At 65.7% G+C, this 12,741-nt stretch carries 14 protein-coding genes; 5 read left to right on the forward strand and 9 right to left on the reverse strand.

The genetic code is table 11. The features are described from left to right. Both serS and Q0C64_RS02790 read right to left on the reverse strand, forming a co-directional pair. Window positions 1-1,101 (reverse strand): serine--tRNA ligase (gene serS / locus Q0C64_RS02785; protein WP_294120665.1); only part of this gene is annotated, 1,101 nt, incomplete at its 3' end. 61 nt (window positions 1,102-1,162) lie between these two features. Further along, entirely contained in the window at window positions 1,163-2,158 is a 996-nt protein-coding gene (locus tag Q0C64_RS02790; RefSeq protein WP_294120666.1) for a zinc-binding dehydrogenase, read from the reverse strand. A gap of 98 nt (window positions 2,159-2,256) precedes the next feature. On the opposite strand from Q0C64_RS02790, the gene Q0C64_RS02795 reads away from it, so the two are divergent. Beyond that, window positions 2,257-2,607 (forward strand): helix-turn-helix domain-containing protein, encoded by a 351-nt coding sequence (locus Q0C64_RS02795; protein ID WP_294120667.1) that lies wholly within the window; start codon window positions 2,257-2,259, stop codon window positions 2,605-2,607. A gap of 50 nt (window positions 2,608-2,657) precedes the next feature. Here the strand turns inward: Q0C64_RS02795 and Q0C64_RS02800 are convergent, their stop codons facing one another. The 6 genes from Q0C64_RS02800 to Q0C64_RS02825 all read right to left on the reverse strand — a co-directional run bounded on the left by Q0C64_RS02800 (window position 2,658) and on the right by Q0C64_RS02825 (window position 8,651). Then, complete coding sequence (locus Q0C64_RS02800) at window positions 2,658-3,395, reverse strand: SIMPL domain-containing protein (RefSeq protein ID WP_294120668.1); 738 nt, start codon at window positions 3,393-3,395, stop codon at window positions 2,658-2,660. A gap of 81 nt (window positions 3,396-3,476) precedes the next feature. Next, a complete protein-coding gene (locus Q0C64_RS02805) occupies window positions 3,477-3,752 on the reverse strand; it encodes a hypothetical protein (protein ID WP_294120669.1) in 276 nt (91 codons plus the stop codon). A 14-nt stretch (window positions 3,753-3,766) separates the two neighbouring features. After that, on the reverse strand, window positions 3,767-5,695 hold the full coding sequence (locus Q0C64_RS02810) for a toll/interleukin-1 receptor domain-containing protein (protein WP_294120670.1): 1,929 nt from the start codon (window positions 5,693-5,695) through the stop codon (window positions 3,767-3,769). 90 nt (window positions 5,696-5,785) lie between these two features. Further along, window positions 5,786-6,472 (reverse strand): hypothetical protein, encoded by a 687-nt coding sequence (locus Q0C64_RS02815; protein WP_294120671.1) that lies wholly within the window; start codon window positions 6,470-6,472, stop codon window positions 5,786-5,788. A gap of 65 nt (window positions 6,473-6,537) precedes the next feature. Continuing rightward, window positions 6,538-8,226, reverse strand: coding sequence for a DEAD/DEAH box helicase (locus tag Q0C64_RS02820; protein WP_294120672.1), 1,689 nt, complete (start codon window positions 8,224-8,226; stop codon window positions 6,538-6,540). A gap of 89 nt (window positions 8,227-8,315) precedes the next feature. After that, window positions 8,316-8,651 (reverse strand): hypothetical protein, encoded by a 336-nt coding sequence (locus tag Q0C64_RS02825; RefSeq protein WP_294120673.1) that lies wholly within the window; start codon window positions 8,649-8,651, stop codon window positions 8,316-8,318. Between the two features lie 155 nt (window positions 8,652-8,806). On the opposite strand from Q0C64_RS02825, the gene Q0C64_RS02830 reads away from it, so the two are divergent. The 3 genes from Q0C64_RS02830 to yghU all read left to right on the forward strand — a co-directional run bounded on the left by Q0C64_RS02830 (window position 8,807) and on the right by yghU (window position 11,077). Continuing rightward, a complete protein-coding gene (locus Q0C64_RS02830; protein ID WP_294120674.1) occupies window positions 8,807-9,760 on the forward strand; it encodes a DUF808 domain-containing protein in 954 nt (317 codons plus the stop codon). Beyond that, window positions 9,760-10,140: a fluoride efflux transporter CrcB gene (gene crcB, locus Q0C64_RS02835; protein ID WP_294120675.1), complete on the forward strand. Its 381-nt coding sequence runs from the start codon at window positions 9,760-9,762 to the stop codon at window positions 10,138-10,140. The genes Q0C64_RS02830 and crcB overlap by 1 nt, the downstream gene beginning before the upstream one ends. A gap of 64 nt (window positions 10,141-10,204) precedes the next feature. Then, entirely contained in the window at window positions 10,205-11,077 is an 873-nt protein-coding gene (gene yghU / locus Q0C64_RS02840; RefSeq protein WP_294120676.1) for a glutathione-dependent disulfide-bond oxidoreductase, read from the forward strand. Here yghU and Q0C64_RS02845 read toward each other — a convergent pair. Next, window positions 11,074-12,147, reverse strand: a complete 1,074-nt coding sequence (locus Q0C64_RS02845; RefSeq protein ID WP_294120677.1) for a PepSY-associated TM helix domain-containing protein — start codon at window positions 12,145-12,147, stop codon at window positions 11,074-11,076. The genes yghU and Q0C64_RS02845 overlap by 4 nt on opposite strands. 161 nt (window positions 12,148-12,308) lie before the next feature. Here Q0C64_RS02845 and Q0C64_RS02850 point away from each other — a divergent pair, with 161 nt between their 5' ends. Next, complete coding sequence (locus Q0C64_RS02850; protein WP_294120679.1) at window positions 12,309-12,707, forward strand: DUF2147 domain-containing protein; 399 nt, start codon at window positions 12,309-12,311, stop codon at window positions 12,705-12,707. Window positions 12,708-12,741 lie beyond the last annotated feature (34 nt).

The following is a 12,741-nucleotide window of genomic DNA, read 5'->3' on the forward strand; positions in this document are numbered from 1 at the left end:
GCGGTAGCGAAGGTTGGCGCGGCGCGCCTGCCAGTCGTGCAGGGTCGAGCAGCTGTGGGTCTCGCGATACTTGCCGAGGCTGGGCACCCAGCTTTCGATGTCATTCATGCGATATTTGCCGAGGCCCATGTCGCCGGTCGAGGTCTCGATCACCTGGTAGGGGATTTCGAGGGCGGTAAGCAGCTGTTCGGCGAGGGCGAGCAGCCTGGCGTGCCATTCGGCCGATTGCGCCTCGTCAGCCTCGCAGATCACATAGGATTCGACTTTGACGAACTGGTGGACGCGCAAGAGGCCGCGAACGTCCTTGCCGGCGCTGCCCGCTTCGCGGCGGAAGCAGGGCGAGTAGCCGGCGTAGAGGATCGGGAGCTGCTTGCCCTCGATAATCTCGCCCGAATGGAGCGAGGTCAGCGCGACCTCGGCGGTGCCGGCGAGGAAGAGATCGTCGTTGGGCAGCGCATAGGTTTCCTCGACATGGCCGGGGAACTGGCCCTGGTTGAGGAACGCCTGCTCACGGGCGATGGCGGGGACGGTTACGGGCAAGAAGCCGGCGGCGGCGATCTGGTCGAGCGCCCAGCCCATCAGCTTGGTTTCCAAGAGGGCGAGGCGGCCCTTGAGGCAGTAGGTGCGGCTGCCCGAGACGGGGGTGATGCGCGACAGGTCGGCCCAGTCGTTGCGCTCGATCAGCGCGACATGGTCGAGCGGTTCGAAGGTGAAGGTCGGGACCGCGCCTTCCTGGCGGACGACCGTGTTGAAGCTCTCGTCGGGCCCGACCGGCGCTCCTTCCCAGGGGATGCCGGGCAGCTTCAGCATCATGGCTTTGAGGGCGACGTCCTTGTCGGCGAGGACGGCGTCCAGTTCCGACGCGCGGGCGCCGGCGGCCTTGGCCTGGGCGCCCAATTCCTTGCGCTCCTCGGGCGAGGCGTCCTTGAAACAGTCGCTGATGCGGTTGCGTGTCGCGCGGAGGGTGTCGATCTCGGTCTTGAGGCCGCGCGCTTCGCCCTCCAGCGCCAGCAGCGCGTCGAGATCGACGGCGACGCCCTTGTCGCGGATCGCGCGCTCGACGTCGGCGCTGTTCGACTTGATGAAATCCATCGCAAGCATGGGACGGGCAGTTGCGCGAAAGCGGCCCTTCGCGCAACCCCGCCGCTATTCGCCTACCTAGCTATTCTGGGGTGACGTCGATCACCAGCTTGCCCAGCGCCTGGCCGGATTCGAGCCGGGCATGGGCCTTGCCGACTTCGGCCAGAGTGAAGCGCTCGGCGTCGATCAGCGGCTTGAGCCTGCCCTGGTCGGCCAGCCTGGCGACGTCGGCGAGGATCCGGCCATGCGCCTCGCGGCCGGTGCCGTAGAGCAAGGGGACCAGCATCATGATGGCGTGGAAGGACAGGGCCTTGGCATGCATCGGGGTGAGGTCAGCCGAGTAGCTGGCGACGATCACCGCGACCTGGCCATTGACCCGCGCCGCGACGAAGCTGGTGGCGAGATCGCTGCCGCCGGTGGAATCGAACACGGCGTCGAAGCCCTGGCCGCCGGTCAGCCGCTCGACATAGTCGGCGACCGATTCCTCGCGGTAGTTGATGATCTCGTCGGCGCCGAAGCCGCGCACGATTTCCGCCTTGTCGGGCGAGGAGATGGTGGTGGCGACGCGGGCGCCGCGCGCCTTGGCCAGCTGGATGGCGACATGGCCAACACCGCCGGCGCCGCCATGGACCAGCAAATGCGTACCCTCGCCAACGCCGAGCCGGTCGAGCGCCTCCCAGGCGGTGATCGCGACCAAAGGCAGCGCCGCCGCGTCATGAAGCGAAAGGGTTTCGGGAGCATGGGCCAGCAGGCGGGCATCGGCCACGACCAGCTCGGCATAGGTACCGGCCGAGCCGCGCACACCGCCAACGCAGCCATAGACCCGATCGCCGACCGCGAAGCCGGTGACGCCTTCGCCGACCGCGACGACGACGCCGGCCATGTCGCAGCCGAGCACCGCCGGCAGCGCCGGCGCGGCCAGGCCGCCATGCTGGCGGATCTTGGTGTCGGCCGGATTGATGCTGGCCGCAACGACGCGGACCAATACCTCGCCGGGGCCGGGCGCCGGGTTGGCGAGCTCGGCTGCTTCGAAACTGTCGGGGGCGCCGCCGAATGCGCTGAGGATCATGGCCTTCATTATCGTCTCCTGGGGTATGGACGACGGGCCATTTCTACTGTTACTGACTGATTCGCAAGAAGGCACATTTAAAGCCTATACTATCTTAAAGGGAAGTAATGGCACGCGCGAAGCGCTATGACTGGCGGACCGGATGCTCGGTCGAGGCGACGCTGTCGGTGATCGGCGGGCTGTGGAAGGCAGTGATCCTGTTCCACCTGCTCGACGGCAAGAAGAGGTTCGGCGAGCTTTCGCGGCTGGTCCCCGGTGCGACCCAGCGGATGCTGACGCTGCAGTTGCGGGAGCTGGAGGCCGACGGGGTTATCCTGCGGACGGTGTTTCCCGAAGTGCCGCCGCGGGTCGAATATGAGCTGACCGAGTTCGGCCGGTCGCTCGAGCCGGTGCTGCTGACGATGCGCGACTGGGGCGAGGGATTTCAGGAAAGCGGCGTCAGCGCGGTGGCGCGATAGGCGGTCGGTTGCCGTCGGCATCAGCGGCAAGCGAACATTGCGAAATCCGGTTAGCGACCGATCGCGTAGGTCACCGTAACCTGGGCGGTCGTAATCACGGGCCCAGGGGCGACCGAAACGATAACTGGCGTCGGCGGCGGGACACTGTTCCGGGCAACACGGCTCCCGGTCACGACAATTTCCTGCTCGCGAGCATCGTCCAGCGAGATGGTCATGATCTCACCGAGCCGTGCATTGCTGCCGGCGGCCAGCGCCTCCGCCGTGACCCGAGCATCCCCAAGCGCAGCAGCAATTGCCTGCTGCTTTGCCACGCGCTGATCTGCCAACCCGAAGCTTTCGATCGACGGATTGGTGGCGCCTTGTCGGCTGGCCAGCCCGACCATGGTTCCGGCATCCGAGACCTTGGTTGACCGCAAATCGAACTCCTGCGTCGCGACATAGCCGACAATTGCGCAGTTGCCGGTGGAGAGATGCGCGGTCTCGTCATAGTCGTCTGCCTTGCACGGGCCGCGGCGAACGCCCTGGACCTTAACCTTGTCGCTATGCAGATCGAGTTCCGGATCCAGCGAGCGAAGGGCGTTTTCAATGGCCGCGCCTTTCGAGACCAGCGCCTTCACCGCCTGGTCGCTTGTTTCGCCTTCTCCATTCACTTCATACTCGAGGTCGGCGACATTGGGCGGAGTCTTGACCGTTCCCGATCCCGTCACGACGATTCGAGGCGCTTTCGGATCGGTCGGGAGCGCAGCCTCCGGAGCGGCCAGCGCCATTGAGGCAAGCAACAACAGCATTGGCATTTTCTCCCCTCGGCGACTGGATTCTCAGCATCGCCGACACGATCGATAACCGCAATGGGTGGAAAAAGGACGCCGTTACATCACCGCTTCATTGCCTTCCTTGGCGAGCGGGCAGTTCTTGACCCCTGGCGGATGAAGGTGATCGCCATGCGGGGTGTAGCCGGCCAGGATCAGCCGATCGAGTTCCTTTTGATCCTTGGGCATGGGCAGCACCAATGGCGCCTTGCTCTGCTGCGCCGGGGCAGCAACGGACTCAAGGGGTGCAGCCGGCTTGGCCGTGGAGGTTCGTTCGCCCGGGGCGCGATCGCAGGCGCAGGTTCCTAGAGCGATCAGCAGCAATAAATGTCTCATCGCCACTCCTTTCGTCAGGCCAGGGTGCAAAAGCTCGGCCGGGCAGTTCCCCGGCATATATCCGGCGGATTCGGCGCAGACTGCCAATAACCGAGCAGGCCGAGCTTGCGGACCAGATCGGCGTAGCCGGGCTCGGAACGGGCTGCCGCCATATTCGGTTCGAACAAGACTTCGGCATCGAACAGACCGCGGGTCCGCACCAAATTTGCCGCAGCCTTGATCGCAGCATTTCGGGCACCCAACGCCGCAAGTACGCCGACGACCACCTTGTCATTGTAGCGGGGGTCGGCGGCAAAGGATTCGAGGTCGCCAATCGATTTTGCCCGCTGTGACGGGCTACGGGATTTCAGTGCCGCGAATGCGTCAGCGAGCGTATCTCGCTGCGCACTGGTCAGTGGCAGGTCGGCAGCGTCGAGCTGCGTAATCGCATCGTCATAGCGCCGGGTCCATAAGGCCGACTTGATCTTGAGCAGGCGAAGCGATGTAGCGCCGGGCCAGAGTTCGAGCGTCGTGGCAAGTACGCGATCCGCCTCCTTGTTTCGGCCGACCATGTAAAGCGCCTGGGCGAAACGCAAATTGCTGAATGGCGCAAGCGGGCGCATTTCACGCGCCTGCTCATACTGCTCGACGGCTTCTTCCATCCGGCCGACCGATGCCAGGAAATCGCCATAGGCCTGGCGCTCGCAGCCGCATTCGGTCGGGCGAACACCGAGCGCGCGCTTGAGAAGCCCCTCGCGTTCCGCGTAGCGATCCAGCGGGAGCAACCCCGCCAGGGCCATATAGCCTTCGGGATTCTCTCGATCGAGGGCCATGGATTTGCGCGCCGCTGCTTGTGCTTCGCTGCGCAATTGCCTGGCGTCGGCGGACTGGACGGCGGCAAGCGGCATTGCCGCCAATGCCATCGCCGACCAGCCGAACGAGAAGTCGGGAACCACCGCCGTGACGCGCCGCGCCGCGTCCAGTTCCGCTGTTTCGCTGGTCGAACCGCTCCAATGCTCATTGCACCATTTGAAATAGAGGGAGAGCGCTTCATCCGACATGCGCTTCTTGTAGGAAGACGCGCCCCATAGCCCGCAACGAATTACCTGGCTCGCTCCCACCGCCGCCTGGCGCGCCGCGACGGCGTCCGCGGCCTCATGTTCATAGGAACTGGACCAGATGACGACGCCCGTGCGCTGGTTCCTCAGATTGACCGTGAAGCGCACCGCCGGACCAATCGAACTGATGCTGCCATCCATCACAAACGGCGCGGATTTCGCCTTGCGGTCGCCAGGCGCGATCACGGTGACCGCATTTTCGGCGCCAAATGCAGCGACGATTTCCTGGCCCACCATGTTCGGCAGTCCGCGCGGCAAGCCGGCGGAGACCAGACCGAACTGGCCGACGGCGACCTTCGGCTCGATGTTGCCTTGCCCAGCCAGCACCCTGGGATAGAGGAACGCTCCGCCAGCAAGCAGAACCACGGCGCCGGCTGCGAGCACGGCGCGGCTACGCGGGCCCAACCGGCTCCGCAAGCGCATGGCCCGCGATTGCTCCACCATTGGCTGCGGCGTTCCGCTGCTCCGTTCGGCGATGGCCAGATTAAGTGGTTCGAGCGACGACGATTTCGGCCGTCGGCTCCAACGGGACAGATCAATCGTGTGATACTGACGAAATCCCAGGGGAGGCAGGCTACCGTCGAGCGTCACAGGAACCAGGCGCCCCCGATCCCGGCCGTGCCCCGCTTCATCCCGAACCCAGGCAGAATGAACCGAGTGCGTGGTCCAACAAGCAATCACTACGTCCGCCGACTCCAGCGCCTGCTCGATCGCGTCGACAAACTCCTGGCCGCCAGACAGGTGCCGGTCCCACCAGACCGTGTGGCCGAGGCCTTCGAGCGCGGCGGCGAGCGGCTCCACGCGGCGCGCGTCATCGCGCGAATAGCTCAAAAACAGCGATGCCATCCAACACCCCCGTTGGAAGCGTCACGCTTGCGCCGATCCGCCCATCCGTTCAACTTTTTGCTACCTCGCCACCGGATCGCGAGACGGTCTCTACATTGCGTGGGGCGCCGGACCCGGTTGTTTGTTGTATTGGCACGTTACCGCCGGATTGAACGGCGAATAGGCACCGTTGGGATTGTCCCGAAACACCCAAAGGTGTTGCTCATAATGAGGCTCCCAGCCGTGCGCCTCATCGACCTTTGTGGCCGGGTCGTCGCTGAGAAGTGGCCAGGTACGGCCATGGAATGTCGGCGCTTGCTTGTTCGCTTGATGCCAGGCCGCGGCGAACACCAGATTCTCAACCGCGACGAGTTGCATCGATCCGTCCGCCTGCGGCTCATAGACAAGCATCGCCGGTTGGCGGAAATCGCTATGCGTTCCGGTGCCGCGAACGCGCCCGCTTCCGGGCGGCGACGGCTTGGGCGGCAGCCCGAGCATATCTCGGCGCACGTAATGCAAGCCCATGGTGCCCAGCGCTGCAGGCTGGCCGAGCATTTCGGCGGTCACGCATTTGTTGTCGGTCGTATAGCCTTCCGCCTTGGCGACGTTCACGTCGCGATATTTCTCGGCAATCGATCGCACCTCGTCGAGAGTCGGCTCGCCCTGGGCCTTTTGACAGCCGGCATTCAATGACAGCGGCGCAACTAGGAAAAGAAACCCGAACCCCTGAAACCTGTTCATGGTCATCTCCCCATTTAGTGCAGGGGGCAGGCTTTTGTGCGCCTGGGAGCGGGCCATGGCAAGCGGACGGACCGCTCCATGTTCCACCAATGCCCCCAGCGGTGATAAGCGTCTGAGGACGGCTAGCCCCGCTTCCCGGCCTTCTTGCCCTGCCATTTCGGCTTGCCACGCGGGTGCGCCATGGGGTGCCGGCGGGGCGCGGGCTCACCGCGCGGTTCGGCCTGTTCGATGATCAGCCCTTCGTCCTCGGGCGCGATGGTCGCGCGGCGCAGCGCCTTGATGAAGCCCGGCGCGGCGCGCGCGGTGACCTCGAAATAGCTTTCGTTGGCGGCGACCCGGATCGCGCCAATGTCGCTGCGGCCGACATGGCCGTAGCGGCAGATCAGCGGCAGCAGCCAGCGCGGGTCGGCATTGTGGCGGCGGCCGGCGTTCATCCGGAACCAGACCGAGCCGTCGAAGCCGGGGCGTGATCCGCCATCCTCTCTTGGCCCGCCGTCCCGGCCGCCCGAGGCGAGGATATCCTCCGGCGCCGGCAGGTTGGTGCGGAGCGTACGGACCAGCGCGGCGGCGATCGCCTGCGGCGACAAGGTGGTCATCAGCTGGTCGGCGAGCGCGCGATCCTCCTCGTCCGGCTCGACCTCGACCGACAGCGAGGCGAGCAGCCGCTCGCGGTCCTTGATGCGGACCTGCTCGGGGCTGGGCGGGTCGAGCCACTCGGCCTCGATCCGGGCATTGCGGAGCATCATCTCGACGTTGCGGCGGCGGCGGAACGGCACGATCAGCACGGCGACGCCCTTGCGGCCCGCGCGGCCGGTGCGGCCCGAACGATGCTGCAGCGCCTCCGCGTCGCGCGGCAGCTCGACATGGATGACCAGCGACACCGACGGCAGGTCGATGCCGCGGGCGGCGACGTCGGTCGCGACGCACACCCGGGCGCGCTGGTCGCGCAGCGCCTGCAACGCATTGTTGCGCTCGCTCTGGCTATGCTCGCCCGACAGAGCGACGGCGTCGAAGCCGCGCTCGCTGAGGCTGCCGTGCAGCCGGCGCACCGCCTCGCGAGTGGCGCAAAACAGGATCGCGGTTTCCGCCTCGTGCAGGCGCAGCAAATTGACCACCGCATGCTCGATATCGGTCGGGGAGACGGCAACCGCCTGATAGGCGATGTCGGCATGGCCTTCGCGGTCGCCGTGCGTTTCGATGCGCAGCGCGTCCTTCTGGTAGCGCCGGGCCAGCGCGACGATCGGCCGCGGCATGGTGGCGGAGAAGAGCAGGGTGCGGCGCTCGGCCGGGGTGGCGTCGAGGATCTCCTCCAGTTCCTCGCGGAAGCCCATGTCGAGCATCTCGTCGGCCTCGTCGAGCACGGCGACGCGCAGCGCGGAGAGGTTGAGCGCGCCGCGCTCGAGATGGTCGCGCAAGCGCCCGGGCGTGCCGACGACAATATGCGCCCCGCCCTGCAGCGCGCGCCTTTCCTTCATCGGGTCCATCCCGCCGACGCAGGTGACGACGCGGGCGCCGGCCGAGGCGTAGAGCCAGCCGAGTTCCTTGCTGACCTGGATGGCGAGCTCGCGGGTCGGGGCAACGACCAGGCACAAAGGCTCGCGGGTCCAGGGGGCGGCGTCGCCGTCGAGCAGCTGGTCGGCGATGGCGAGGCCGAAGGCGACCGTCTTGCCCGACCCGGTTTTGGCCGAGACGATCAGGTCGCGGCCCCGGGCCTCGTCCTTGAGGACTTCGGACTGGACCGGGGTGAGCGTGTCATAGCCACGGGCCGCCAGCGCTGCGGCGAGCGCGGGATGGAGATTCGATTGTCGCATGGCGAGAGCGCCTACTCGCAAACGCAGCGGAGCGATAGGCAGTGAGGAAATGGACGGGTTTAATGGCTGTTATGGGTGGAAAGCAGTCATTACCGCTCCAGCTTCCGGAGGTGTCGGATTAGCTCGCTCGACATTGGGTGAGCGGTTGTAATCGTAATCTCTTGTCCGACTTCCGGCACCTCGGTTGATAGGCGGACTGCAAAAGAGCTGTCATTCAGCACGGCCAGCTTTTCCAGTCCGCCATAGCGACCGTAGCGTTGGTCCTTGACCTCAACGTAGTGGTCAGAACCGAAGAACTCGTCAGGATCGCCGTCCTCCGGTGTCGAGATGATGAGATAGGCCGCATTGCTACCCTTCAAGTCGAAGGCGAGTTGAACAACACCATATTCAATCGAAGCAGTTTCGCCCGAACTCTGGACCTTCATCGGCGCCTCCCAGTGAGAGCCTACGCGCCAGCCGCCAATGACCGCAATGGGTCGAAAGCGGCCATTACCTGCTGGGAATGACCGCTTGCTCCTTTCCCTCCTCGCCATGACGGGATGAGTCAGCTAACCCGAGCGCCCCATCAGCAAGGATTCTCATGCCGTCCGGATTGATCGCGCTGCTCGACGATGTCGCGACCATCGCCAAGCTCGCCGCCACCTCGCTCGACGATGTCGCCGGGGCGGCCGGCAAGGCCAGCACCAAGGCGGCGGGCGTGGTGATCGACGATACGGCGGTGACGCCGCGCTATGTCATCGGCCTGGCGCCGGAGCGCGAGCTGCCGATCATCGGCAAGATCGCCTGGGGCAGCATCAAGAACAAGCTGTTGCTGCTGCTTCCCGCGGCGCTGCTGCTGATGAGTTTCGCGCCGTTCCTGACGACCCCGCTGCTGATGATCGGCGGCGCCTACCTGGCGTTCGAAGCGACCGAGAAAATCCTCGAGAAATTGCTGCAGGAGCATGAGCATGAGGAGCAGCTGGTCGATGCGATGGTCAATCCGGCCGAGCTCGAGAAGCTGCAGGTCAAGGGCGCGATCCGCACCGACCTCATCCTGTCGGCCGAGATCATGGCGATCGCGCTGGCCAGCCTGGAGCATCTGACGCTTTGGCAAACGGCTTTCGCGCTGGTCGTCGTGGCAGTCGCGATTACCGTCGGCGTCTATGGCGTGGTCGCGCTGATCGTGAAGCTGGACGACATCGGCCTGCACATGGCCGAGCGGGGCAGCGCCGCCGCCCGGGCGGTGGGCAATGCGCTGGTCCGCATCGTCCCCAAGCTGCTGACCGCGCTGTCGGCGATCGGCACCGCGGCGATGCTGTGGGTCGGCGGCGGCATCCTGCTGCACGGCATCGAGGAGCTCGGCTTCACCACCCTGCCCCACGCGGTGCATGAGGTGGCGACGGCGATCGCCGAGAATTTCGGGCCGCTGCATCCGATCGTCCACTGGCTGTCGAGCGCGATCGCCGCGGCGATCGTCGGCATTTTGATCGGCGGGATCATCGTCGTTATCGTCCGCCAGCTGACCAAGCATCCCGAAGAGCTGATTGTCGACTGATGCCCAATGCGCTCGGATATTTGCTGGTGTTCATCGGCGGCGGGCTGGGCGCGATGGCTCGGCACGGCATCAACCGGGCGGGACTGGCATTGCTGGGGCCGGGCTTTCCGTGGTGGACGATGGCCGTCAACATCGCCGGCAGCTTCCTGATCGGCCTGCTGGCCGGGCTGTTCGGGGCGATGGAGACGGGGCACAATATGCGCCTGTTCCTGACCACCGGCGTGCTGGGCGGCTTCACCACTTTCTCCGCCTTCAGCCTGGACGCGCTGACCCTGTGGGAACGCGGCGCGCCGCTCCAGGCAAGTCTTTACGTGCTGGGCAGCCTGTTCCTGTCGCTGATCGGCGCGGCCGTCGGGTTGATGGCCGCGCGGCTCGCCTGAAGCGCCCTTGCCGGTTGCAGATCGCGTACCCATTTCCGCGACGGACCGACGTGAAGGAAACCCAATGGCCGACGCCCCCGAGAAGAAACCGTCCCTCCCCGCCGACTATGTCCCGCCCAAGGTGTGGAGCTGGGAAAGCCCGAGTGGCGGCGCCTTCGCCAGCATCAACCGGCCGATCGCCGGGGCGACCCACGACAAGGTACTGCCTGTGGGCCAGCAGCCGCTGCAGCTTTATTCGCTCGGCACGCCCAACGGGCAGAAGGTCACGATCTTGCTCGAAGAGCTGCTGGCGGCGGGGCATGCGGGCGCGGAATATGACGCCTGGTACATCGACATTTTGGAGGGCGACCAGTTCGGGTCCGGCTTTACCGAGCTCAATCCCAATTCGAAAATCCCGGCGCTGCTCGACCGGAGCAATCCGGAAAAGCCCCAGCGGGTGTTCGAGAGCGGGGCGATCCTGCTCTATCTGGCCGAGAAGTTCGGCGCCTTCCTGCCCGAGGATCCGGCAGCGCGGACCGAGGCGCTGAACTGGCTGTTCTGGCAGATGGGATCGGCGCCGTTCCTGGGCGGCGGCTTCGGTCATTTCTACGCCTATGCGCCGGTCAAGATCGAATATGCGATCGACCGCTACGCGATGGAGGCCAAGCGGCAGTACGACGTGCTCGACCGGCACTTCGCCGAGCACCGCTTTGCCGCCGGCAACGAGTATAGCATCGCCGACATGGCCATCTTCCCCTGGTATGGCGCAGTGGCGCTGGGCCAGGCCTATGGCGATGCCGCGACCTTCCTGGCGACCAAGGACTACAAGCATTTCAACCGCTGGGTCGAGGAAGTCGGGTCGCGGCCGGCGGTGAAGCGCGGGCGGCGGGTCAACCGCAAGAAGGAGAATGATCCGAGCTTCATCCGCGAGCGGCATAGCGCCGCGGATTTGGACTAGGCGGCAGCGACTTCCAGCCCTGCCCGAGCGATGTCCGGGCGGCGGCGCTTCTTCGCCTTGCGGAACCAGAAGGACAGGCAAGCGAAACCGCCGAGGATGGTGAGGCCGAGGCCCGAAAGGGTCATCAGCAGCTTCCAGGCGAGGCCGCCGACCCGGGCGCTGTGGAGCGGCAGGAACTTCTCGTAGGTCGACGCGGCCTGACTGCCGCTGGCGGAATCGCTGATTTTCACCAGCTTGCCGGCGCCGTCGAACATCAGCCGGGTGCGGCCATTGAGCGACCATTCAAACGGCTGGCGCATGGTCACCGTCCAGGGTTCGTCCGCCTTGCGCGGGGCGTTGATGCGGCGGAGCGCGGCGTTGGGGAATTTGGCCTTGGCCTCGACCAGCATCGCCGCGACCGGCGCCGGACCGCTCATCGGCGCGACCGTGGGCGGTTTGGCGCGGGCCTCAAGCTTGCCCCACGGGCTCAGCACCACGCCGGCAGCCGGCTTGAACACCATGCCGGTGCCGGTGAGGAAGGTCAGGAGCAGCAGCGGCGCGACGAGGATGCCGAGGTCGCGGTGGTGGCGGACGATCGGGCCGGGCTGGAATTTCGTCGGCAGCAGGCGCGGGCGCCACGGGCTGCGGCTGCGCAGCCAGAGGAAAATGCCGCTGACTACGAACAGCAGGCCGAAAATGCCCGCCACCCCGGTAATGGTTTCGCCGGTCTCGCCGGAAAAAAGATGGTGGTGGAGGTCGAATATCCACAATTCCGGCCGCTGCCACTGGCTGGCCCAGCTGGCGACCATGTCGCCCTGCTGGCTCAAGTAAGCGCCGACGCCACCCTCGCGGTTAACCAGATGCAAGCCGATTTCGTCGCTGGCGAAGGTGATGCGGGTCGCGCCGGCGGCCATTTCACGCTCGGCGACCTGGCCGATCAGCTGGACATTCTCGCGGACCGGATCCTGCGCGCCCGGGACCGACACCCAGCTGCCTTCCCACAGCAGGATCGTGCCGCTGAGCCCGAGAATGGCGAGCAGAAGGCCGATCAGACCGCCCGACCAGCGGTGAAGGATGGACAGGGTTTTCATGGATTGCTCGCGTCAGGGTTTTGCCGCGACCTAACGGCGCTGCGAATGATTATCAATAGCCCTCAACGAGCCGTTTCCATCGCGCGACGGACCGGGCTCGTTCATTTCGAGTCAAGCTGACGGCGCCATTTCTGTCACATTGCGATGCCAAGGGAGCGGCCATGAACCGGATTTTGCTTGTCGCCGCTTCGATGTTGCTGGCCGCGCCCTCGGCGCTGGCCGCGCAATCGCTCGAAGGCAATTGGACCAATCCCAAGCGCAGCGTGATCGTCAAGGTCGATCGCTGCGGCGAAGGCTATTGCGGCACGGTCAGCTGGGCCAGCCAGCACAATCGCGACAAGGTCGCCGGCGAGGGCCGGCAATTGGTCGGAACGCGGATCCTGACCGATTTGAAGCCGGCCGGCGACGGCCAGTTCAAGGGACAGGCGTTCGAACCCAAGCGCAATATCCGCGGATCGGCGACGGTTCACCAGCTCGGCGCCAACACGATGGTGGTCAAGGGCTGCGCGGTGCTCGGCCTGTTCTGCCGCGAGCAGCGCTGGACCCGCGTCGTCGACTAGCCGGGCCGTCGACAGGGCGCCAATCATCGGGCAC

Origin of the sequence: Sphingomonas sp. (assembly GCF_023266535.1) — a bacterium.
GTDB lineage: Bacteria > Pseudomonadota > Alphaproteobacteria > Sphingomonadales > Sphingomonadaceae > Sphingomicrobium.

What these genes read in the sequence shown, in the direction of transcription:
- Q0C64_RS02800 (WP_294120668.1), bottom strand. Translation starts at nt 3,395, where the DNA reads ATGCTGTTGTTGCTTGCCTCAATGGCGCTGGCCGCTCCGGAGGCTGCG.
- Q0C64_RS02825 (WP_294120673.1), bottom strand. Translation starts at nt 8,651, where the DNA reads ATGAAGGTCCAGAGTTCGGGCGAAACTGCTTCGATTGAATATGGTGTT.
- Q0C64_RS02850 (WP_294120679.1), top strand. Translation starts at nt 12,309, where the DNA reads ATGAACCGGATTTTGCTTGTCGCCGCTTCGATGTTGCTGGCCGCGCCC.
- yghU (WP_294120676.1), top strand. Translation starts at nt 10,205, where the DNA reads ATGGCCGACGCCCCCGAGAAGAAACCGTCCCTCCCCGCCGACTATGTC.
- Q0C64_RS02845 (WP_294120677.1), bottom strand. Translation starts at nt 12,147, where the DNA reads ATGAAAACCCTGTCCATCCTTCACCGCTGGTCGGGCGGTCTGATCGGC.
- Q0C64_RS02820 (WP_294120672.1), bottom strand. Translation starts at nt 8,226, where the DNA reads ATGCGACAATCGAATCTCCATCCCGCGCTCGCCGCAGCGCTGGCGGCC.
- Q0C64_RS02790 (WP_294120666.1), bottom strand. Translation starts at nt 2,158, where the DNA reads ATGAAGGCCATGATCCTCAGCGCATTCGGCGGCGCCCCCGACAGTTTC.
- Q0C64_RS02815 (WP_294120671.1), bottom strand. Translation starts at nt 6,472, where the DNA reads ATGGCCCGCTCCCAGGCGCACAAAAGCCTGCCCCCTGCACTAAATGGG.
- Q0C64_RS02810 (WP_294120670.1), bottom strand. Translation starts at nt 5,695, where the DNA reads ATGGCATCGCTGTTTTTGAGCTATTCGCGCGATGACGCGCGCCGCGTG.
- Q0C64_RS02805 (WP_294120669.1), bottom strand. Translation starts at nt 3,752, where the DNA reads ATGAGACATTTATTGCTGCTGATCGCTCTAGGAACCTGCGCCTGCGAT.
- Q0C64_RS02830 (WP_294120674.1), top strand. Translation starts at nt 8,807, where the DNA reads ATGCCGTCCGGATTGATCGCGCTGCTCGACGATGTCGCGACCATCGCC.
- crcB (WP_294120675.1), top strand. Translation starts at nt 9,760, where the DNA reads ATGCCCAATGCGCTCGGATATTTGCTGGTGTTCATCGGCGGCGGGCTG.
- Q0C64_RS02795 (WP_294120667.1), top strand. Translation starts at nt 2,257, where the DNA reads ATGGCACGCGCGAAGCGCTATGACTGGCGGACCGGATGCTCGGTCGAG.